This window comes from Chryseobacterium jejuense (assembly GCF_017877355.1).
GTDB lineage: Bacteria > Bacteroidota > Bacteroidia > Flavobacteriales > Weeksellaceae > Chryseobacterium > Chryseobacterium jejuense_A.
This window is the reverse complement of sequence record NZ_JAGIPR010000015.1, coordinates 107,046-128,130: the sequence shown is the minus strand read 5'-3', so window position 1 is coordinate 128,130 and position 21,085 is coordinate 107,046. Positions and strand designations below refer to the sequence as shown.

The 21,085-nt window shown below is 34.4% G+C and carries 23 protein-coding genes; 13 read left to right on the top strand and 10 right to left on the bottom strand.

The window, feature by feature from the left end:
- Window positions 1-38: 38 nt before the first annotated feature.
- On the top strand, window positions 39-719 hold the full coding sequence (locus J2772_RS22340; protein ID WP_209920737.1) for a TrmH family RNA methyltransferase: 681 nt from the start codon (window positions 39-41) through the stop codon (window positions 717-719).
- A 211-nt stretch (window positions 720-930) separates the two neighbouring features.
- Here J2772_RS22340 and J2772_RS22335 read toward each other — a convergent pair whose 3' ends face one another.
- Genes J2772_RS22335 through tsaD form a run of 3 tightly spaced genes read right to left on the bottom strand, consistent with a single transcriptional unit; the run spans window position 931 to window position 3,031 of the window.
- Window positions 931-1,626, bottom strand: a complete 696-nt coding sequence (locus J2772_RS22335; protein ID WP_209920734.1) for an RsmE family RNA methyltransferase — start codon at window positions 1,624-1,626, stop codon at window positions 931-933.
- Window positions 1,623-2,018 carry a hypothetical protein gene (locus J2772_RS22330; RefSeq protein WP_209920731.1) on the bottom strand — a complete coding sequence of 132 codons (396 nt, stop codon included), beginning with the start codon at window positions 2,016-2,018 and terminating at the stop codon, window positions 1,623-1,625. The genes J2772_RS22335 and J2772_RS22330 overlap by 4 nt, the downstream gene beginning before the upstream one ends.
- The gene (tsaD, locus tag J2772_RS22325) at window positions 2,015-3,031 is read right to left on the bottom strand and encodes a tRNA (adenosine(37)-N6)-threonylcarbamoyltransferase complex transferase subunit TsaD (protein WP_209920728.1); all 1,017 of its coding nucleotides are present in this window, start codon (window positions 3,029-3,031) and stop codon (window positions 2,015-2,017) included. The genes J2772_RS22330 and tsaD overlap by 4 nt, the downstream gene beginning before the upstream one ends.
- A gap of 4 nt (window positions 3,032-3,035) precedes the next feature.
- Between tsaD and J2772_RS22320 the strand changes: the two genes are divergently transcribed.
- The 3 genes from J2772_RS22320 (at window position 3,036) to J2772_RS22310 (ending at window position 8,890) form a co-directional block, all read left to right on the top strand.
- Complete coding sequence (locus J2772_RS22320; protein ID WP_209920725.1) at window positions 3,036-7,838, top strand: translocation/assembly module TamB; 4,803 nt, start codon at window positions 3,036-3,038, stop codon at window positions 7,836-7,838.
- Window positions 7,839-7,972: 134 nt separating this feature from the next.
- Window positions 7,973-8,443, top strand: a complete 471-nt coding sequence (locus J2772_RS22315; protein ID WP_045493567.1) for an Lrp/AsnC family transcriptional regulator — start codon at window positions 7,973-7,975, stop codon at window positions 8,441-8,443.
- A gap of 69 nt (window positions 8,444-8,512) precedes the next feature.
- Window positions 8,513-8,890, top strand: coding sequence for a hypothetical protein (locus J2772_RS22310; protein WP_209920723.1), 378 nt, complete (start codon window positions 8,513-8,515; stop codon window positions 8,888-8,890).
- A gap of 57 nt (window positions 8,891-8,947) precedes the next feature.
- Here J2772_RS22310 and gwsS read toward each other — a convergent pair whose 3' ends face one another.
- The 7 genes from gwsS to J2772_RS22275 all read right to left on the bottom strand — a co-directional run bounded on the left by gwsS (window position 8,948) and on the right by J2772_RS22275 (window position 15,808).
- Entirely contained in the window at window positions 8,948-10,027 is a 1,080-nt protein-coding gene (gene gwsS / locus J2772_RS22305; protein ID WP_209920721.1) for a grasp-with-spasm system SPASM domain peptide maturase, read from the bottom strand.
- Window positions 10,024-10,206, bottom strand: coding sequence for a hypothetical protein (locus tag J2772_RS22300; RefSeq protein ID WP_209920720.1), 183 nt, complete (start codon window positions 10,204-10,206; stop codon window positions 10,024-10,026). Before J2772_RS22300 ends, gwsS begins: the two co-directional genes overlap by 4 nt.
- A complete protein-coding gene (gwsG, locus tag J2772_RS22295; protein ID WP_209920718.1) occupies window positions 10,203-11,105 on the bottom strand; it encodes a grasp-with-spasm system ATP-grasp peptide maturase in 903 nt (300 codons plus the stop codon). The genes J2772_RS22300 and gwsG overlap by 4 nt, the downstream gene beginning before the upstream one ends.
- The gene (locus J2772_RS22290; RefSeq protein WP_209920715.1) at window positions 11,102-12,007 is read right to left on the bottom strand and encodes a hypothetical protein; all 906 of its coding nucleotides are present in this window, start codon (window positions 12,005-12,007) and stop codon (window positions 11,102-11,104) included. Before J2772_RS22290 ends, gwsG begins: the two co-directional genes overlap by 4 nt.
- A gap of 199 nt (window positions 12,008-12,206) precedes the next feature.
- Window positions 12,207-13,112: a hypothetical protein gene (locus J2772_RS22285; RefSeq protein ID WP_209920714.1), complete on the bottom strand. Its 906-nt coding sequence runs from the start codon at window positions 13,110-13,112 to the stop codon at window positions 12,207-12,209.
- Window positions 13,113-13,234: 122 nt separating this feature from the next.
- On the bottom strand, window positions 13,235-13,432 hold the full coding sequence (locus J2772_RS22280; RefSeq protein WP_209920712.1) for a TIGR04139 family peptide modification target: 198 nt from the start codon (window positions 13,430-13,432) through the stop codon (window positions 13,235-13,237).
- A gap of 528 nt (window positions 13,433-13,960) precedes the next feature.
- A complete protein-coding gene (locus J2772_RS22275) occupies window positions 13,961-15,808 on the bottom strand; it encodes a helix-turn-helix transcriptional regulator (protein WP_209920709.1) in 1,848 nt (615 codons plus the stop codon).
- A gap of 238 nt (window positions 15,809-16,046) precedes the next feature.
- On the opposite strand from J2772_RS22275, the gene J2772_RS22270 reads away from it, so the two are divergent.
- From J2772_RS22270 to J2772_RS22230, 9 genes are all read left to right on the top strand, one after another.
- Window positions 16,047-16,367, top strand: coding sequence for a DUF4870 domain-containing protein (locus tag J2772_RS22270; RefSeq protein WP_209920706.1), 321 nt, complete (start codon window positions 16,047-16,049; stop codon window positions 16,365-16,367).
- A gap of 20 nt (window positions 16,368-16,387) precedes the next feature.
- Entirely contained in the window at window positions 16,388-16,861 is a 474-nt protein-coding gene (locus J2772_RS22265; RefSeq protein WP_209920703.1) for a hypothetical protein, read from the top strand.
- A 17-nt stretch (window positions 16,862-16,878) separates the two neighbouring features.
- Window positions 16,879-17,835 carry a DUF3829 domain-containing protein gene (locus tag J2772_RS22260; RefSeq protein ID WP_209920700.1) on the top strand — a complete coding sequence of 319 codons (957 nt, stop codon included), beginning with the start codon at window positions 16,879-16,881 and terminating at the stop codon, window positions 17,833-17,835.
- Window positions 17,836-17,864: 29 nt separating this feature from the next.
- Entirely contained in the window at window positions 17,865-18,041 is a 177-nt protein-coding gene (locus tag J2772_RS22255) for a hypothetical protein (protein WP_209920697.1), read from the top strand.
- Between the two features lie 123 nt (window positions 18,042-18,164).
- Complete coding sequence (locus J2772_RS22250) at window positions 18,165-18,707, top strand: DUF4303 domain-containing protein (protein WP_209920694.1); 543 nt, start codon at window positions 18,165-18,167, stop codon at window positions 18,705-18,707.
- A gap of 35 nt (window positions 18,708-18,742) precedes the next feature.
- Window positions 18,743-19,282 carry a DUF4375 domain-containing protein gene (locus J2772_RS22245; protein ID WP_209920691.1) on the top strand — a complete coding sequence of 180 codons (540 nt, stop codon included), beginning with the start codon at window positions 18,743-18,745 and terminating at the stop codon, window positions 19,280-19,282.
- 21 nt (window positions 19,283-19,303) lie between these two features.
- Complete coding sequence (locus J2772_RS22240) at window positions 19,304-19,852, top strand: hypothetical protein (protein WP_209920688.1); 549 nt, start codon at window positions 19,304-19,306, stop codon at window positions 19,850-19,852.
- A gap of 47 nt (window positions 19,853-19,899) precedes the next feature.
- Window positions 19,900-20,379 carry a hypothetical protein gene (locus J2772_RS22235; RefSeq protein WP_209920686.1) on the top strand — a complete coding sequence of 160 codons (480 nt, stop codon included), beginning with the start codon at window positions 19,900-19,902 and terminating at the stop codon, window positions 20,377-20,379.
- Window positions 20,357-20,872, top strand: a complete 516-nt coding sequence (locus J2772_RS22230; protein WP_245365300.1) for a hypothetical protein — start codon at window positions 20,357-20,359, stop codon at window positions 20,870-20,872. Before J2772_RS22235 ends, J2772_RS22230 begins: the two co-directional genes overlap by 23 nt.
- Window positions 20,873-21,085: the final 213 nt, after the last annotated feature.

Here is a 21,085-nt window from a genome sequence, read left to right as displayed (position 1 = left end):
CCTAAAGGTTACATAAGGCTACTGAAAAAAATAACTAAATGCAGATGAAAGATTTAGCGCAAACTTATGAATATTTAAAACAGTTTTTAACAGAGGAAAGATTATCAAAAATTGAACACTTTTCACAGGAAAGTTCAGATTTTGTACTTCCGGTGGTAGAAGATATTTATCAGTTCCGGAATGCCGCAGCCATTGTACGTTCTGTAGAAGCTTGTGGCTTTCATAAAGTAGTGGCTTTGCAGGAAGAATATAGTTTTGAACCCAACCTTCGGGTAACCAAAGGAGCAGATACTTGGGTTGAAGTTGAAAAACTTCCCCGAAATATGGAGTCTTTTCAGGAAATTAAAGACAGAGGCTACAAGATTGTGGTGGTTTCACTGGAAAATAATGCTAAAATGCTGCCTGAATACGAGATTACAGAACCTATAGCTTTGGTATTCGGAACAGAAATGGAGGGCGTTTCTCAGGAAATTCTGGATTTTGCAGATGAAACACTGGCGATTCCGATGTATGGTTTTACACGAAGCTTTAATGTTTCTGTTGCCGCTTCCATTTGTATGTACGAATTGAAACAAAAACTGATAAAATCTGGTATTGATTATAAATTAGATGAAGAAAAGCTTTTGAGAATGAAAATTCTTTGGACAGTAAACTCTATAAGAAGCGGACAACAGATTTTTGAGAAATATCTGAAAGAAAATAATATTGATTGGGAATAATCAATGAAGAGTATAGAAAAAGGAGGTTGAAAAACCTCCTTTTTTATATGATTGTTAACTATCTATGAGTTGGGATATGTGATCTGAATACAAACTAAAGGCTTGCGAACGCAGTTCCGAAGTGGAGTGAAGAATTTAAATAAAGAAAGAGATTTTTCCTTCGTCAGAATAGTCAATGACAGCAGACATAAAATAATATAGATTTTCAGATCTAAATCATATTATAATAATTCCAAGCTGCTATAAATACGCCTGCTGTTTCGGTTCTTAACCTTTGATTTCCTAATGAAACAGCTTTGATTTTGTGTTCAGCCAGAAATGCAATTTCTTTTTCAGAAAAGTCACCTTCGGGACCAATTAGAAAGGTTACCTCTTCCATGGTAGGAATGCTTTTAAGTTCCATTCTTTCCAGATCTTCATGACAGTGCGCCACAAAAGTGTGGTCAGGATTTATGTTTTTTAGAAAGTCAGAAAGCTTTACCGTATCATTGATAACCGGAAAATGAAATCTCAAACTTTGTTTAGATGCTGCAATAGCCTGTTTTCTGATCTTATCAATATTGAGATTTTTACGTTCTGTTTTTTCTGTAGCAATAATGCTTATCTCAGAAATCCCCATTTCTACAGCCTTTTCCACAAAAAACTCTATACGGTCAATATTTTTGGTGGGCGCTATGGCAATATGAAGTTTAGGAGTAAAACCCGGGAGATCATTTTTAATTTCTGAAACTTCAATACCTGCTTTTTTTCCTTCTATAACAAGTTTTCCTGAAGCAAGAGCTCCATTTCCATCGGTCACATAGATTTCCTCTCCTTCCTTCATTCGAAGAACTTTTACAATGTGCTGTTGTTCCTCGTCGTTGATGATGACTTTATTGCCTGCTATTTCTCCGTAAAATAATTTCATATATCCTGAGTTAAGAATGCAACGCCTGTTTTTATGGTTGTGTAAATATCTGTATCACATTCGCGGTAGCTGCACATATATATTTCTTCTATCCACTTATTGTTAATGAAAATCAGATTTAAATATTCCTGTTTTCTTAGGTTGTTTTTAATGGATAAATAATCTCCTTCTTTTGGAGTATAAGGAAAACTAAAAATGTTTTCAGAATTTATTTTTTCAATAATTTCCTCTTTTATATCCTGAATATATCCTGTTTCAGAGCTTGATGGAAAATAATCAACAGCATCTTCTGAACTTTCACTTTTTCCTGTAATGGTTTCTAATACCCAATAATATTTCGAGTTCTTTTTAGAATGCGTTCCCAGTACTTTTTCTTCTAAGAGTATTTTCATAAGTCATATTTTGCAGTAGCAGAAGTTCTAAGATCCGTAAATTCACCTCTTTCGAATTTCAGTTGTGCTACCATGGCAATCATGGCTGCATTATCAGTAGTATATTCAAATTTTGGAATGTAGATATTCCATCCTAATTTTTCTTTGTTGTCTTCCATAGCCTTTCTTAATGCAGAATTGGCAGAAACTCCACCTGCAATGGCTACGTCTTTTACATTAAGTTCTTTGGCTGCTTTTTCAAGCTTATTCATCAATATTTCAATGATGCACTTTTGTACAGAGGCACAAAGATCATTGAGGTTTTCTTTAATGAAATCAGGATTCTTTCTTACTTCTTTCTGGATAAAGTATAAAACGGATGTTTTAATACCACTGAAAGAGTAGTCATAGTTTTCCAGTTTGGGCTTATTGAATTTAAAAGCATCAGGGTTTCCTTCTTTGGCAAGCCTGTCAATGATAGGGCCTGCAGGATAATCCAGATCAAATATTTTCCCGATTTTATCAAAGGCTTCTCCGGCGGCATCATCAGTAGTTTTTCCAATGATTTCCATGTCAAAATAATCCTTAACCAATACAATCATAGTATGTCCGCCACTTACGGTAAGACATAGGAAAGGGAAAGGAGGCGGCACAGGATTTGCATCCTCGATGAAATGGGCTAAAATGTGAGCTTGAAGATGATTAACTTCAATTAACGGGACATTAAGACTCATAGCCAGAGACTTAGCAAATGATGTTCCTACAAGAAGTGATCCTAAAAGTCCGGGGCCGCGTGTAAATCCTATAGCAGAGATTGCATTTTGTTGTATATTTGCTTTGGTAAAAGATTTTTCAACAACGGGGATTATATTTTGTTGATGGGCTCGCGAAGCCAATTCAGGAACCACGCCTCCATATTCTTTATGGATAGCCTGGTTCGCAGCAATATTTGAAAGAATAGAATTCCCCTTGATGATAGCTGCTGAGGTGTCGTCGCAAGACGATTCAATACCTAAAATTATAGAGTCGCTCATAATAATGGCAAAGTTAGAGAATAATAACGAGAATGAGAATAAAAAATCAGTAGCTGAAAACCTAGGGGATCAGGTACAGAAGACTGTTGAAAATGTAGAAGAAAAGGTACGGGAAACAGTAAAAGAAGCATCTGAGCTTGCTTCAGATGCCATTAGTCATCCTGTAGAAACTGCTGAAGAGTTTGGTAAACAGGCGATGAAAGATGTCACCAGTTACACCTGGTGGGCAAAGCTTCTTCTTATTCTTTTTTGGTTAGGAATTGTTCTTATTGGGGGTATCCTTATTACCATCAACCTTCCTGTTACTAAACAATGGGCAGCAGATCAGGCTCTGAAGCTTGTAAATAATGATTTTAAATCCGGATTTTCTACAGAAAGTGTAGATGTAAACTATTTCGGAGATGTTACCATAAAAGGATTAAAAGTAAAAGATTATAAAGGGGTGGATTTTATTCAGGCTCGTGAATTTCGTGCCGATTCAGACTGGATATCTCTTGCAGTGAATGCCATTTCCGGGAAAAGCAATTCTTTAAGTTTTAATTCCCTTACTTTGGTTAATGCAGATGTTAAAGTTATTACTTATAAAGGTGACAGTATTTCCAACTTTGTCAGATTTACAGAATTATTTGATGACGGGAAGAAAAGAGATCCTAAAAAGCCTCCTTTTCAGCTGAATTCAAGAGTACAGATCATCGATTCTAAAGTATCTATTGTTAATCAAAACTCGGATGGAGATCACGGAAAGTGGCTTACCGCAACAAAATTTAATTTAAAAGCACCCAATGTTAAGATTGTAGGTCCTAATATTACAGCGCTTATTAATAATATGTCTTTTGTAACCTCCAGATGGGGGAAATCTCATATTGTAGATACCTTTTCAACAGAACTGTCTTTAACCAAGCAGTTTTTGTCATTAAAAGACCTTACGTTAAATACAGATCATACTTTGCTGCAGGGAGATGTTAAGTTCAATCTTCATGATGGTTCCTGGGCTGATTTTGCAGATAAGGTTCGCTGGGATATGAATATTAACCAGGGAAGCCAGGTAAGTGGTTATGATATCAGTTATTTTGTGACCAACTGGGATAATATCAAGCCGTTCAATCTTTCCGGGAAAATGACGGGGCCTTTAAATAAATTCCATTTAGAGAATTTCCTGATCCGAAATCCTGATGTGAATATTGCCACCAAAACCATGAAGGTGGATAATCTACTTAATGGGAATTTCTCTATTGAAACCAGAGACCTTTCCACTGATTTTACCTATAAAGACCTAAAGGCGATGATGCCAACATTCATTTCCAGCAAAATGAAGAATTTTGCAGATGATTTTGGAAAACTGAAATATAATGGAACAGCCAAAGTAAATCCTGACCAGGTGTATGTAGAGAATGGAAATCTAATGACGGGAATAGGGCAGGCAAAAATTTCTAAACTTTCCTTAACAGGTTATAGTACGGCTATGCCTAAATATTCAGGCCGTCTTGAGGTAAAAGATCTTAATACCTCTGTGATTACTAAAAATAAATCGGTTGGGCTGATCTCCGGTAATTTTGATCTCAACGGGCAGAGTTTTGATGTGAATACGATGCGTCTTACCACCAAGTCTCAGATTACCAGCATTGAAATTATGGATAAGGTCATCAGTAATCTTTATTTAGATGGATTATTAGATCATAAAAAATATAACGGACTGATTACTGTAAATGATGAACAGGCCAAAGCAACAGTCAAAGGATTAATAGACTTCAGTACGTCTAAAATCATGATGGATGTGAATGCTGATGTTACCCAGCTGAACATGAATTATTTCACCAATAAACCCGGAAGTCAGATGGTAAGCGGACAGGTTGAAGGTAAAATGTCTATGTCATCCATCAATGATCTGACATTAGATGTTAGTGCCAATAATCTTTACTTTGCCACAGCTACACAGAAATACAATATTCCTTCAGCAAAATTAAAAACCTTTATTGAAGCAGGTGGACGTGTTATTGATGTGGATGCACCGGGAGCAGCAAACGGGAAAATATCCGGAAAATATAACTTGGGAGATCTCGTAGGAATGGTAGAAAATGGAGTAGGAAGAATTCTTGTGGGGCCACCACCAAGAAAATTATACAGAGGACAGAATTTTGCTATGAAATTTGATGTTCAGCAAGGATTAGTCAACTATTTCTTGCCGGATCTTAAATTACCTAACGGAGCGATGGTGGAAGGTGAATATGACGGGGATTCAAATAACCTGATCCTGAACCTTGATGCTACTGCCCTGAAATATATTATGACCAAAGAAGAGGAACTTACTGATGCTGATAAAGCGTTGGTAGCCTCCAATCCGGATTATCAGATCAACAACAGAAAAAATCTCAGCAAAGACAGCGCTATGGTAGATAGCGTTAAAGTCAGGATTAACACTGCAAATCTTGCCCAGCAGCTGTATGCAAGAATCAATAGATTAGAATACAACAAAAATATCATTAAAGATTTCGAACTTAAAGGGAATAACGAAAACGGAAATACCCTTCATCTTGCCACTGTATTCAAACATGGAAGTCCGGATGATGAGATCAATGAAAAACTTAAGGAATACGCTATCAATGTAGATCAGTCTACAGATGCAGCCGGTGATTATGTTTTCAGATTTGAACCTACTGAAGTTAAATTCAATGAAGTTTCCTGGGCCATTGATACCAGTCCGGAACTGAATCATTCTATTACGTATAGGAGGAATACCGGAGATTTTGATATCAGGAACCTAAGGGTTTATTCTGATAAGAGTGCATTATTTATAAAAGAAGCACAGTTCAAATCTGCAAAGGACTTCTATGTAGATGCTGATATCAGTGATTTCGCGATAGAAAAACTACTGGAAATGCAGTCTGGTGGTAATAGTATGGATATAAAAGGTTTGGCTAACGGAAGTGTAAAGATTAAGATGGATAAAAGCACTTTACAGCCTTTGGTAGATCTTACGGTGGATGATATTAAAATGAATGGAAATGACATGGGAGATATTTCCATTTCAGCAACCAACGGTTTCTCACTGAACGTTTATGATATTGATATAAAGGTTCATTCAGCAGGAGTTTTAGGAAATAACAGTTTAAACCTTACCGGTACTGTTAATAATAATACAGCATCTCCGGATATTGATCTGACGGCGGAAATGCGTGATTTTGATCTGGCATTTACCCAGCAGTTTGTTCAAACTATTTTTGGAAATCTCAGAGGTAAGGCAACGGGAGATCTTAAGATTAACGGAAAGCTTAATAACCTTGATTATAGTGGTGATATCGCTTTGAAGGATTTTGGATTAAAACTTCTGTTTACAGGGGTAGACTATTCATTTGATGATAACGTGATCCAATTAACCAAGGGGCTTGCCATTCTTAACAATATTGAAGTACATGATGGAAGAACCAATTCCAAAGGAAATATTTCCGGGGCGATAAGGTTTGAAACACTTTCCTCTATGGGGATTGATCTGATCATGAGGGCAGATAATCTTTTGGTGCTAAATTCTACACAGAAGGATTCTGACCTATTTTGGGGAAGAGTTTACGGTCAGGGTGATTTATACGTATCCGGTCCTGTATCCGGTCTAAGTATAACTACTCCTAATATGAGAGCCCTTAACGGAAGTACGTTTACTTTTAACTCGAGTTCCACTTCAAATGTTGAAGAGTTCAAGATGCTGAGATTCCTGAAAGAAGGAAAAGACGGCTTGGTAACACTGGAAGAAAAGAAAAAGACAGGAGCCAATATGAATATCGATTTCAACTTGGCAGTAGATAAAGGGACCACGGTAAATGTATTGATTGGGGATGATGTAGGAAGTATTACTGTAAAAGGAACAGCAGATCCGCTGAGGTTCCAGATGAACCGACAGGGAAATATTGCCATGAATGGTACCTATAAGGTTGATAACGGAACATTCGTATCCAAAGCGATTCTTAACAAAACCTTCCAGATCCAAAAAAACAGCAGCATCAGATGGGATGGTGATGCGATGAAACCGGCACTGGATATTACAGCCAATTATGTAAGAATGGTTTCCAATGCAGGGGAATACCTGAGTATGGGAAAACTACAGCCTATAAGTATTTTGTTGCAGGCTAATATTACAGAATCTCTCATAGATCCTAAGGTAGAATTAAATGTAACGGCAATGGATGTTTCCAGCCAGGTGAGAGAAACTTTAGCCGCCAAAATGAGCCAGGAAGGAGAAAAAGTGCTTCAGTTCGGTTCTGTTCTTCTATTGAGTACCTTCAATGTTTCCAATACCGGAGGAGTAGATGTGAATATGGGTAATGTTGCAGAATCACAAGGATATAATATGCTTCTGAAACAGCTTGGATCGGTTCTTAATACAATGAGTAATGAATTCCAGATTGACCTGAATTATGTAAAAGGTGACCAAAACTCCAATATTGGAGACAGGGCCAATGCAGGGGTAAGCGTAGCCCTTTCACCTAGGGTGAATATCAAGACAGGATTGGGAATTCCGCTGTCCAAAACAGATGCAAGTGCTACCGGAGCACAGAACAATTATCTTTCAGGAGAAGGGTCTATAGAGTATGATTTGTCTAAGAAAAATGACGGTACTTTGGTGGTAAGAGGATACTCTAAGCCTACGAACATTGGTATGATCAGTACAAACGGAACTGCTAATCAAGCCTATGGAGTAGGGGTGATGTGGAGTAAAAGCTTTAATTCTTTGTTTAAAAAGAAGAAAAAAGACAAAAAAGTATCCCCTGAGAAAACGGAAATAAAAACAGATTCTACAAAATCGAATGCTAAATAATCGGAATATTTTAATGATTTTTATCATCCGTGTTAATTATTGTTAATATTTGATATATATTTTTTAGTTAAATTATTTTTCGTAAATTTGCAAAAAATACATAGATTTTTTAAAGAAATTGTAATTTAACTAATATGAACTATCAACTGGACGAAATAGACAAGAAGATTCTTGATTTCTTAGTAGAAAACACAAGAATGCCTTTTACAGAAATTGCTAAGCAGATGGATGTTTCTGCTGGGACAATTCACGTAAGAGTGAAAAAGATGGAAGATGCAGGTATTATTTTGGGATCATCTCTAAGCATCGATTATGGTAAGCTGGACTATCATTTTACAGCTTTCATTGGAATTCTTTTGACAAAATCAAACCGTACTCAGGAAGTATTAAAAGAATTGTCAGTTATTCCTAACGTAATTGAAGCTAGCGTTATTTCCGGGAAATATAATATTTTCTGTAAAGTAAGAGCTAAGAATACGGATGATGCTAAAAGAATTATCTATCAGATTGACGACATTCAGGACGTAATGAGAACTGAAAGTATGATCTCTATGGAAGAATTCCTAAGCGATAAAAATAGACTGATTAACGCAATCTCTATTTAATTCAAATTTTAAACGAATTACTATAAAAGAACTTATGAAATTTCTCATAAGTTCTTTATTTTTGTACCTATGGAAGAATACAGCTATTTTGATGAGGATCCGAAGAAAGGATGGGGATTTGTACTGGCATTTGCTGCCTTAATGTTGTTTACCGTAATGGGGCTGGGAATAGATGTTGATGAATATCTTCAGCATGAATATCTTGAAATCCCGAGATGGTATTTTTATGTCATCTTTTCAATCGATGCAATGATGATGATTGGTCTGGTGCTGATGTTCTTTTATAAAAAAATAGGAATCATTATGTTCCCGGCTTTATTGGTACTGCATTTCTTTATGCACAACTACTATCTGTCTACCTTCCTGTATACAGATGTTACCAATCTTTTCCTGTTTACAGGTTTTGGAATGCTGGCCATTATTCCGAAGTGGAAATTTTTTAAATAGGAGGTTATTCAATCTCTTATATCTGTATAAAAATAGCTTTTAGACATCGTTTAAAAGCTATTTTAGTTTCTGTAACTCATAATGATGAATGGCTTTCTGTTTCAGCGGATTTTTACTCCATTCTTTCCATTCATTGGTGTAAGGATTGTAACCACACTTTAAAGGCTTTGATATATCCAGGTTTTCCGAGCTATAATGAGATCGTTCCGTATACGCCCTACAATCTGTACAGATGTAGCGGAATTCGCAGTCTTTGCAGTCTTCTATGCTATCTTTAGTAATATTCCAGTACCTTTTGAATCCAGGCTGGGCTAAAGCTTCCTCAAGACTTATATTTTGAATCTTCCCAAAACTTTCCTGCATTAAAGGACAATTTTTAATATTCCCTTCAATATCTATACTGATCTTCTTATGCAGACAGGAATTGTGATTGAGAGCTTCCAGCACTTTGGGGAGATTGGTATTGAAATACTTCATATCTACCTTCCCGCAGGATGATATTTTTATAGGCTCTGTTACGAACTTCAGATTGAACTTGAAATCATCCTTTATTTTGAAAGGCTTATGAAGACACTGAAAGAAAATAAGACTATAAATCCTTTCTGTCCCATGATTCAGTTCCTGTATGAATTCCAGATCTATTTCGCTGTGAAAAGGAGAAATGATTTCTATACCTGATAGCAAAGATGAGGTGAAGGTATAATCTATACTGATAAGTTCCTCTAATGTTAACGGTTTTGAACTATAAATTACCAAATGTCTGATCTCAAGATTCTCTACAGAGTTTTTAAGCCTCTTTAAAAGGCTTATATCTGCCATTTCGATAACGAGATCATTAATGAGGTTAGGCTCGAAATATTCGTAAGATAAGGGCGGAAAATTCCGGTCCCAGTCATTCTCTGTAATAAACCCATATTCGTTTTCCAACAGGATTTCTAAATATTCCTGAACAATGTCCTGAGATTCTCTATCATAGGTTTCCAGGATTTCTTCAATGGATTTCTTTTTTAATTCCTCAATCAGATCATAAAATTCTAGTGGATAGAGCTCGGATGTATTTCTCTGAAGATCTGAAACTAAGATCCTATGGGCTCCTTTCGTGATGAAAATTGTGCTGAATATATTAAAATATCTCATAAGAATCTTACCAGGAATTTGTAAGGTTTAGATTGTTCGTAAAAATCGGTCTGATATTTTTTACTTGCTATGGTTGTGTTTACAATAGACTTCCCTCTTTCTTTGTTTTTCACAATTTCCATGTAGTCATAAATAAGAGGAAGCAGATGTTTTTCTTTGGGTGTAAAGTTCTTTTTCATAAATAATTAGCGATTTCTTTTTCCAATGAATAGTTACAGATTACCGAGTGGCCCAGAAACTGACCTATAGCATTCACTTCTAAAAAATAGAATGTATCCTTGTTCTTGATGAGGTCTAATGAACCGCAATTGAGATCCAAGGACAGCATCAACAAATGAATTTTCTCTTCAATACTTTTGGGAAGCTGATAGGGGACATTCCTGTTGGGCTTTTTATGATTATACTTTCTGAAATCAACTTTTGTCTGCTCATCATTTTGTGAAAAGATTGCGGTTGACCAAATTTTCCCGTTTAGGTAAAAGCTCCTGATTTCAAAATCTTTTTCAATTTTTCTCTGAAAGAATGTGATAAAGAAATTTCCTTTTTGAGGTTCTTTCACTATTGATGTATACATCATTCCGGTAGAGTCCTGGGTAATATTTTCTGCTCTGGGATTTCCGCCAATGGTTTTGATGATGGTTTTATTGAATTCTACTTCATCCGTATTATCTGCCAGAAAATAATCCGGGACATTTAAACCTGCTTTTTTTGCCTGTTCCAATACCAGAAGTTTATTTACATCACTATTGCTTTCTTTATTGATATGCCTTTTAGACTCTAATGTTTTTCTCACATAATCTTCCAGCCAGTGCTGATATTCATTCATATTGAGGTTGATAGATTCATTTTCATAGCGTAGTCTTCTGAAATTTAAACCTCCGTTTCTGTACCATACACTGTTTATTTCATCAATGTAGAACCTATTTCTATAACTTACCAAAAGTAATCTCTTGTGCTCTGTTTTAATTTCAAAAACTTCATCTTCATGTACACGAATGAACTCTTTATTCATTGCCAGAAGATATTTGATCACTTCATTGGTTGTATTTTCTTTATTTTCAGAAATAATAAGAATCATTTTTGTTGCTTCTTAAGTTTATCAAAAAAATCCTTTGCAATTTTCATAGAGGTTTTCATCCTTGGAAATCCTATAGCTGCACGGTTTTTATCAATTCTTGCAGAATCGGCCGCACTAAGGTTAGCTTCACTGTAACGCATGAATATTCCATACATCGTTACTCCATTATTTACATATTGATATTTATCTACCATTTCGATATAATCTCTTGGGGTACATTCTCCGGATTTTACATAGGGTAGTAATTCCTTTTTGAAGTATTCATAGTATTTTGTATAAGCCATATGGTTAAGCATAGTTCCCATAGACATTAACGTTCTGTTATCTCCCCAAAGTCCCATTTTTTTCATTGATGGATACCCATAATTTTTTAAGGTCCATATTAAAAGCTTGGCATTTTTGTTATCATTCATTTCAACGGTTTCCTTAATATGTCTGTTGTATTGATCTCTTTTAAAAGCGATACTGAATGAATCTACTAAAACCTGGTTAAGACCTCTTTTCCACTGCTCGAATTTTTTTTCTACCTGTATACTGTCTATTCCATGTCTTTTATATAATTGGAAAAAATCATGTTCAGGTCTCCAGTAGGGACCAGTTTGTGTTATCAATTTATCCAGACTTTTAACTCCACCGAAGTTGCGATGGTATTTATCAGCCATTTTAAGATAGGTTTCAAATTCAGTAATTCTCTCATGCTGGACAGGGGGATATTTCCTGAATAATTTCTTGTATTGTTTTATAGTCACCAAGGTATCTTTATGAATCCTGTGAATACTATCTATGGTATAAACTTTATTATAATAATCGATGTAATTAAGTTCTCTGTTTTTACAAGAAAAGACAGCTAAGCTGATTATTAATAGAGTAAATAGGTAATGCCAGTACTTATAATTTTTCATAAAGTTTTTGTGTTGGTTAAGGTCAATAAATATAAATCTAAAATCTGTGATAAAATCAATTTTTGAATTCTGATCTACATTTTTATCATTCAGCGTTTTTATCTATGAAAAACTATTTATTTGGCTTACAGATAATAACTATTTTAATTTTAGCAACTTTAACTTCGGGTATGTGATAAACTTTATGATAACTAAAAAATTAATGTTTTTGTTGCTTCTTAAGTTTATCAAAATAATCTTTGGCAATCTTCATAGAGGTTTTCATCCTTGGAAATCCTATGGCTGCACGGTTTTTATCAATTCTTGCGGAATCTGCCGCATTTAGGTTTGACTCATCATAACGTATAAATATACCGTACATCGTTATTCCATTATTCATATACTGATATTTATCTACCATATCAATATAATCCCTAGGAGTGCATTCTCCGGATTTTACATATTTCAGTAATTCTGTTTTTAGGAATTCATAATATTGTGTATAAGCCATATGATTAAGTATGTCTATCATTGGCATAAAGACACCATGGTTTCCGGTGAGTCCTATTTTCTGTTTTGATGGATATCCATAATTTTTAAGTGTCCATAGTAAAAGTTCAGCATTTTTTTTATCATTCATTTCAACAGTCTCTTTGATGTGCCTGTTGTACTGATCTCTTTTAAAAGCAATGCTGAATGAATCTAATAAAACCCGATTAAGACCTCTTTTCCACTGTTGGTACTTTTGTTCCACTTGTATACTATCTATTCCGTGTTTTTTATATAGTTTAAAAAAATCGGATCCAGGACGCCAATAAGGTCCAGTCTGTGCAATCAATTTATTCAGACTTTTTATACCTCCAAAGCTTTTATGGTATTTATCTGCCATTTTAATATAGGCTTCGAATTCTCTAATTCTCTCATTTTGAACCGGAGGATATTGCCTAAATAATTTTTTGTATTGTTTAATGGTGGCTAAGGTATCTTTATTCACTCTATGAGTACTGTCAATGGTATAGACCTTATAATAATAATTAAAATAATTAAGTTCTCTGTTTTTACAGGACAAAGGAAGATAGCCTACCATTAAAATAGCTAAGGAGACTATAAAAGTATTATTTCTCATAAGGTATATTATTTAATGGTAAAAGTGAATTATTCAAAATATAAAACTCTCTTGGGACTAAATTCAGCCCCAAGGAGTTTTAAGATTAATGAACTGTTATTAAATTCTAATAACTAAATTTTCTATAATCCTTGACAGCCAGTTCCTACATATAATGTACTCTGAAGATCTTTACCATTCCAGGTTTTTTTATCATAACACGTTGCATTTTCTGAAGCTGTGTATGTATTACCACCTTGAACTAATTTTAAATCTTCTCTTTGTAATTTCTTGTTTTCTGTAGAAGAGAAGTTTCTCTTCATTCCAACTAATTTTTTCATTTTTGATATTTTTTTGTTGATTAAATTATAGTCTGCCATCTCATCCCTGGCATTGGGTGATGTATTCTTATGTTCAATTTGTACTGTACACATACAACTTAAATACAGAATTTCATCAACGTTGATGCTTCAAAACTAAAAAATAATTTTATCACTTAATGGTGATAAAATTTGTAATTTATTTGTAGATTTTATTACGAATTATCCTATTGTGTACAGATTTTCATTTATTTATCCCATTGAATTTTAGGTCGTTTTAATTGGAATTGTGAAAACTTTAAAATGATATGAATTATTGCTTGAGAAGAAAAGGAAAAAATAAATTAATGAAAATCGATAATAGTATTATCTTTTATTGTACATAAATCATGCACAATCCTCAATTTGCATGAGCGCTTTTAAACTATACAAAATTGAATAATCATTTATGGTGTATTTAATTGGTAAAGAGAATTATCATCAGATCCAAAATGTGTTTATAAGCTACTTTAAATAATTCGTGTATTAATGACCAAAAGAATAGTGGTGTTATTCAGAAAATATTCGCTGGAAAAAGGTATCCAAAGCTATATTTTCATCCAATCCGAATTTTTTTTTCAGACGGTATTTGGTCATTCTTACACTTTTAGGTTCCACATTCAGAAGGTTGGCTATTTGTTTAGTATCCATTCCAAGGTAGAGGTAAGCACAATATTTCAAGTCCAGCGGTGTCAATTTCTGTTTGGCTTTTTCATTAATATTTTTGAAGAAGTCAGGATGTAATTCCTGAATGGTAAACCTGATCTTTTCAAAATCATTATCCACTCGATTTTGTTCTTTTACAACCTGGTTGATATTAATATCTGTATCCGAAAGTTGGGTCTGAAGCTGTTGAAGCACTTCATTTTTATGCTGAATATGGAGCTGACTGGCAAGGACCTCACTTTGAAGTTTCTGCTGCTGTAAGGTGAGAAGTTCCTGTTCAACCTTTAATCTGGCCTGTTCTTCTTTCTGAAGTTTGACCATCATTTCGGCTTCGTGTTTTTCCGTATTTAGTTTTTTTTCTCGTATTATAGAGTAACGCAATTTATAATGATAGGAGCGGAACATAAAAAATGCTCCAATTAATCCTATAATTCCCAGTCCGATATACAGGAGTTTTTCCTTTTTAAGACTCAATGTTTTTTCTGTCAGAGCTTTTAACTCAGCTTCTTTTTTCTGAGACTGAAATTGGGCTTCCAGCCTTTTTGCGGTTTCTGCCTGTCCTTCATTGTAAAGAAGATTGTTGTATTCTGTTACTTTAGATTGGTATTCATAAGCCTTTTGATAGTTTTTCTGTCTTTCATACAGTTTGGAAAGATCAGTGACTACATTAATCATTACATGATAGTACACAGGTTTCTGAGTCAATAGAATCTGTTCCGCTTTTAAAAGGTATTTTTCAGATAAGGCGTCATTGTGGTCACGTGTTGCAAGGTTACTGAGAATTCCGAGTGCACCCGCCTGGATTCCCTGATTTAAAGTGGTATGTTGGGTAAGTGTCAGAATTTTATTGGAGTTATCCTGAATCTCTTCACGAATTTCCGGAGTAATAACCGGATAGCTCAGGTAGTAATTGGCAAGGTTTAATAAAGCTAATGCATGAGCATGGGCTGAAACCTGCCCTGGAAACTGTTGATAAAGAGAAACTGCTTTTTTACACATCTCTATAACAAGCTTTAAATCTTTTAAGTCTCCGGTTTTTTCATAAGGAAAGTAATAACAGACTGCCATGGCAGAATAAGCCGAACTCAGCATATTTTTATTCCCAGATTTTTGAGCCAATTCCACTGCTTTCTGAGCATACAATGTGGCGTTTTTTGCATCATTCCATTCAGAGTGGATGCCGTATAGAAGATAATTGAGTTTTGCGTTCAGCAGAATTTCTGAAGGAAGTTTTTCAACCTGTGGAAGTGTTTTCTGAATAAGTTTCATGGTATTTTCAGATTCTCCCAGAGTATTATTATAGTAGATATTCAGATAAGAAGCATATAGTGAAGCTGTTTTATCAGTTGTTTTTTGAGCGGCTGCCTTAGCATCATCAATAAGCGGTGGAACCTTATCGTATTGAGATTGGTTGAGTTTTATGATTCCATTCTGAACCAAAGCCTTTACTTCTTCCGTATAATTATGTTCATTTTTGGCCAGTTTTAATTGTTCCTGAACATATTTTTTAGCAACAGAATATTGGTCACTGACTCTGTAATATTCTGTAAGTTCATTATAGATTTTAAACTTTTCCTCAGCAGAATTGTTGCTCTTCAATTGATTTTTAAGACCATCAATGAATGTATTTTGTGCCGGACAAAGAATACAGATAAAGAATATAAAGTATAAAAAAGAGAAGTGCAGTTTCATGAAGTGAAAGTACAAAAATTGCAGACACCCATCAATGATTCATACTAAAAAATGAAAATGCAGTAAAGGCTTAAATGGTTGTTAATTAGTTGTTTGTGATTAATTGTAGACGCTTTGTAGACATTCGTTTTTTGAATTGAAGTTGTTTTGTAGTAACCAGGAAAATTTGAATTATGTTTTTCCGTTGCAATTTTGGACAAGGAAAAAAATCAAAAATATTAATTTAAAAAACTTTATCATGGACAATAAAACATTATCTATCATCTCATACATTACCATTGTCGGATGGTTGATTGCTTTTATAGCAGGAAAGGATAAACCAGACCGTCTTTTAAGATATCACCTTAAGCAGTCTCTGGGAGTGGTTATTCTTTCTTTTATTTTACCAGTCATACTTGGAATTCTAATTTCGGTTACTCATATCGGGATTCTGGGAGTGATAGGTATTTTACCATTAGTATTGATGATAATTGGAGCCATTAATGCTGCTAATGAGGTTGAAAAACCTTTACCATTGATCGGAAAAATAGCTGAAGATCAATTTTCATTTATCGGCTAGAACTTCAAACGTTTACTGGTATGGAAGAATTTAAACATGTAAAAAGAGAAGGAACAGAATATTTTGTCAAGCAATACCTGTCTTTACAGCATATTATAGTGATTGCCTGGCTTCTGATTTCGATTATTGTGCTGGTTAATACCAGTTATCTGAAGACAGGAATCATTATGTTGATATTTTCATTGTTGCTCACAATTGTTTCCTTTATGCCTCCTAGTGTCTGTTTTGATCCTGTATCAAAGTGTCTTACCCTACTTAATAGAGGATTAAACCGTCGAAAATTTATTTATGATCTTAACGATTTTGAAGGATTTGAACTGCGAACAATGTATATAGGTATTATTCCTTTAGGATGTTATTTATATGGGAATTTTAAGAATGTATCCCATTTCAAGCGCCCGGTTATATCCCAATCCTTCACTAAGAAAACCATGCAGGAAGTGGTTAATGAACTGGAGGATCTTAATATAAAACACAACACAATACCTATTTAATTTTTTAATATTAGACTATGAAAAAATCATTGCTCATTGCGGGAATACTGAGTGTTGGTTTTTCTCTGATTTCCTGTGATAAACTGGAGAAGATTAAAGAAAAACTTTCACAAAGTGGAAATAGTACACAAGTAAACCCTTTCAATGTTAATTCAGGAGATGAAAACAGGGATATAGTTTCCTTTAATAATAAAGTGGTGAAAATGGATGAAGCCCAGGCAGAATTCATTAAAAACTTTCAGGAATCACTGACTCAAATGGATGAGTATGTAGAAAACGTTACAGCCAACCCGCAATTTTCAGGAATGTCTCCAATATTTACACCTACCATCATGATGTGGATCAACCAGGAGATTAAAGCTCCAAATGTATTGGGAAAAGACTATCAGGCTCTTGTGGATAAGATGAAAGACACAGCCACCAAGTTGCAGACCCTTAAGAAAGATCTGGAAACCTATAAAACAGCAGAAGACTGGAAGGATGATAAAGGAAAGAAAATCACTGAAATCAGTGGAAAGGCCAGAAAACTTATTCAGGAGAACCGTAGTGCAGCGAATGAACTGTTTTCCCAACTCTCTCCAAAAGCAGATAAGGCTGAAATGGAAGTTCTTAAAGACCATCCATTAAAAGATCACATCATTCAATCTAAGGAAGCAATGGAACTTACGCAAAAAATCATTGATGATTCTTATGAAATTAATAATTTGAATGCTTACAAACAGAAATTTGCCCAACAATATCAGCAGATGGAAAAACTATACACAAGGAATATTGATGAAAAAATTCCCTCTTCTGAGAAGCAGAAAGAAAGCAGCTATACTGCACTTAATAATGCCTTGAATGATTTTCTGGGTAAGATGAGAATTGTGCAGCGAAGTCTGAATGAAAACAACAGTGAACTGAATCACGATCTTGATGACCTTGAAAGTGAAGCGGGTACTGTTCTTAACCGTTACAACAATTTTGTAGATTAATAAATTGATAACCATTACAATATAATACTATGAAAAAGACACTAAGCATTATCATGATTATTATAGGTTTTTGCCTGATAGTTGTTATAAAAATAGGTCCATCTAAAGAGACTTCCTGGCTGTTCACCTATGGAGACTTGATTCCAATGCTCATTGCAGCAGTAATTATAATTCCCGGTTGGATCATGTATAAAAAAAGCAAGTAACTTTAAAATTATAAAATAAGCTAGTCATAATCATGAAACTGGCTGGACTATTAATAAATATAAGTATCTGGTTTGGCTGAATAAGGGTAATTTTACCGCCCATTTAAAAAAAAGAAACGAAGCATGGATTTTGAGACGCTGAAACAAAAGATAGAAGCAGCAGCAAAGAAAGCTTTTTTAGAAATGTATGAAAAGCATGGTGCTGAAAATATTTACAGTTTTGCATTGTATAGTGATGAGGGAGCAATGACCGTTTGTCCTTCTTCCAATACATTAGAAACGCTTAAAAATAGGGATGAGGATGATGCTGTCTATTATAAATACGAACCTGCTGAATGGACATATGAAATGGAAGGTGCAGATCAGGAATTTAATGAGATCTGTACCAGCCTGAGAACAGAGCTTGATAAGTACGAAAATGAATATGAAGATGATGAGTGGTTTCAGGGATTTCAGACCAAGCTTTACGCTATCTGCATTGAAGTACTGGAAAAGCTTAAAAATGAAAACTTTTTTAAAAATATTATTGGGAAAGATATTTTCTTGATTTTTACCGTTTCAGATTATGAATTTGAGAAGCAGGATCTGAAAAATATAATTATCAGACTTAATGATAATGAGCATAAAAGTGAATATCTGGATTGGATGGAAACCTGGGGCAATTGAAAGGATGAAGAAAAAAACACATTTAATTATATAATATGAAGCAGAATAAAATAATTGTCTCAGACACATCTTACAACAGTAATGATCCTTATGATTTGATCCTTTCCAATATTTCAGTGGTGAATCTCCTGAACGAAGAAGGATTTGAAGTGGAAAACATGCACGAAGATTCTATTATCGGCTATTATCTTGATTACTACCTGGCGCAATATTCCAATGGGAATTTTTCCCAGTTTGTATGGAATTCAGGATGGTCACCGGAGCTCAACAGAAATATTGAAGAGGGATTAAGAAAAATAGGGGCGCAAAAACACCTTGCTCTTTTTCTTGAGCAAAGTTCAATAGTAGAAAATCTGGAAGAAGGAGAATTAGAAAAATATCTGAAAAGCGAATATTTTGGACCCAATAAAACCAGAGATAAACTTAAAAATAGTTCATTTTACAGCTTAGAAGAAGACTTAATTGTATTACATTCGCAGTGGTTGAGAAATCATCAGGATTTACAGGTTTTGCCTCTTGAAGAAATGTTTTCAGAACTAGAAAAACTAGTAGGTAGAAAAATTAACAGATCATAATCTTTTAAACAGAATCAGTCTATGGAAGACCTTAAAAAACTCAATATTGAATTTAAAAAATACCTGGAAGAAACCAGTGTACAGCTTACAGAAGACCTGATTCATCTGTTGAATGGAGAGAATATCAGTTATGTTGATAACAAGGGAAAGTCTGATATCAAGGCATTCTATTTCGAGTATGAATATGAATATCTGGATATTGTATTCTGGGGAGTAGATAGAAAAGGTAACATTGCTACCAATACTGTTTCTTTGCCCTCTAAAAAGGACGGCGGTGCTGAAAAAGACGGAGATTGGAATGCTCTGATCCCGGAAAAAATATGGAATATCTTCTCAGATTTTCAGGATCATTACGAAGGAGATGATTTTGATGATATTCTGGATGAATATGATGATGAAAAATATAAACTGTTTGAACAATGGTTTTCTGATTGCTGGAAGAAAGCATCGGAACAAACTGAAATAAAAATGGATGCCTATTTTTCTATTCATGATACTTATTTCAGAACAGACTTAAATACCCTGAAAACCATTAATGAAGATGAAATAGCACAACGGTACCAACCATAAGAAGATTAATCTTTAGAATATCTAAATCATTATATAAACAAATTATTATGAACTCATACAAATTTTACAAACAGGAAGGAAACCAGTACATTTTTAAAAATCAACCGGTTTTTGTTTCTGTTTTATGTCTTTTCTTTTTAATAATAGCAGGACTGGTCTTTAAGGATGTAAGAATCCTCAGCCTTATTCTCATTGCGCTAGTAGTGCTTATTGCTATCAATTTTTTTACGAAGAAATTGATCATCGATATGGATAGAAAAACGATTACCGGGAAACATACCATCTTTGTTCCGGCCAGAACCTATGATTTAAAGGATTTTACCAATTTCCACGTGCTGGCAACAAAGTATATGGGCTTTATTACCACTAATGTGATATTGTCTATTTATTTTGAAGTAGATGGAAAAGAAAAACATCTGACCATCGGACAGGCTCTTACGCACAAAGGAATCCAAAAAATGGTGAATGAAACAGAAGACATCATGAAAATTAATGAGCCTGGGAATGAATATAACAGACCGTTATAAATTTGAAGAGAACGGCAGTGAAATCAGTATAATGCCCAATTATAATTTTTTGAAAACTCTGGTATGGTGTCTGGCATTGGGAGCTATTGCTCTTCCTGTGATTATCTATTACTTTATGGATAAAATGTCCGGAGATCAGTTTAAAATAGCTTTGATGATATGGGCAATTTATATGATCTATTTTCTGTTTGACCTTTTTTTCAGAATTCCTGTTAAATATATTTTTGATAAATCAGAGAAGTGTATTTACAAAAAATGGCTCCTCTCCAAAAAGATCATGACCTTTGATGAAATGACTTATTTTATCAATGATGAAAGAGGCGGGTATTATTATTCTATTGGAAAGAAGCGTAACCAGTTTGTGAAAAATTATAGAATCAGCAATTACTTTTCAGGCTCAAAGAAATCTATTGAGAGAGAAGATGATTATATAAAGGAAATATTATGTCCAATCCTGATTGCTGTTGGAATTCCTTTCAATGAATCGGAATAGTAAAAAAACAAAATAATTAGTAGGGTAGAAGCTACAACCATGACAACTATAGGTATAACCATTCACCTCCGCCGCTGGAGGGGTGGCAAAAATTCAAAGAATTTTTGACGGGGTGGTTATTAAAACATTGTATAAAACTCCAACATTGAATGAGTGATTATTCAATAAAAGGCTGCGGGCTGTTTCGAAGAAACAGCCCGCAATTTGTTTATA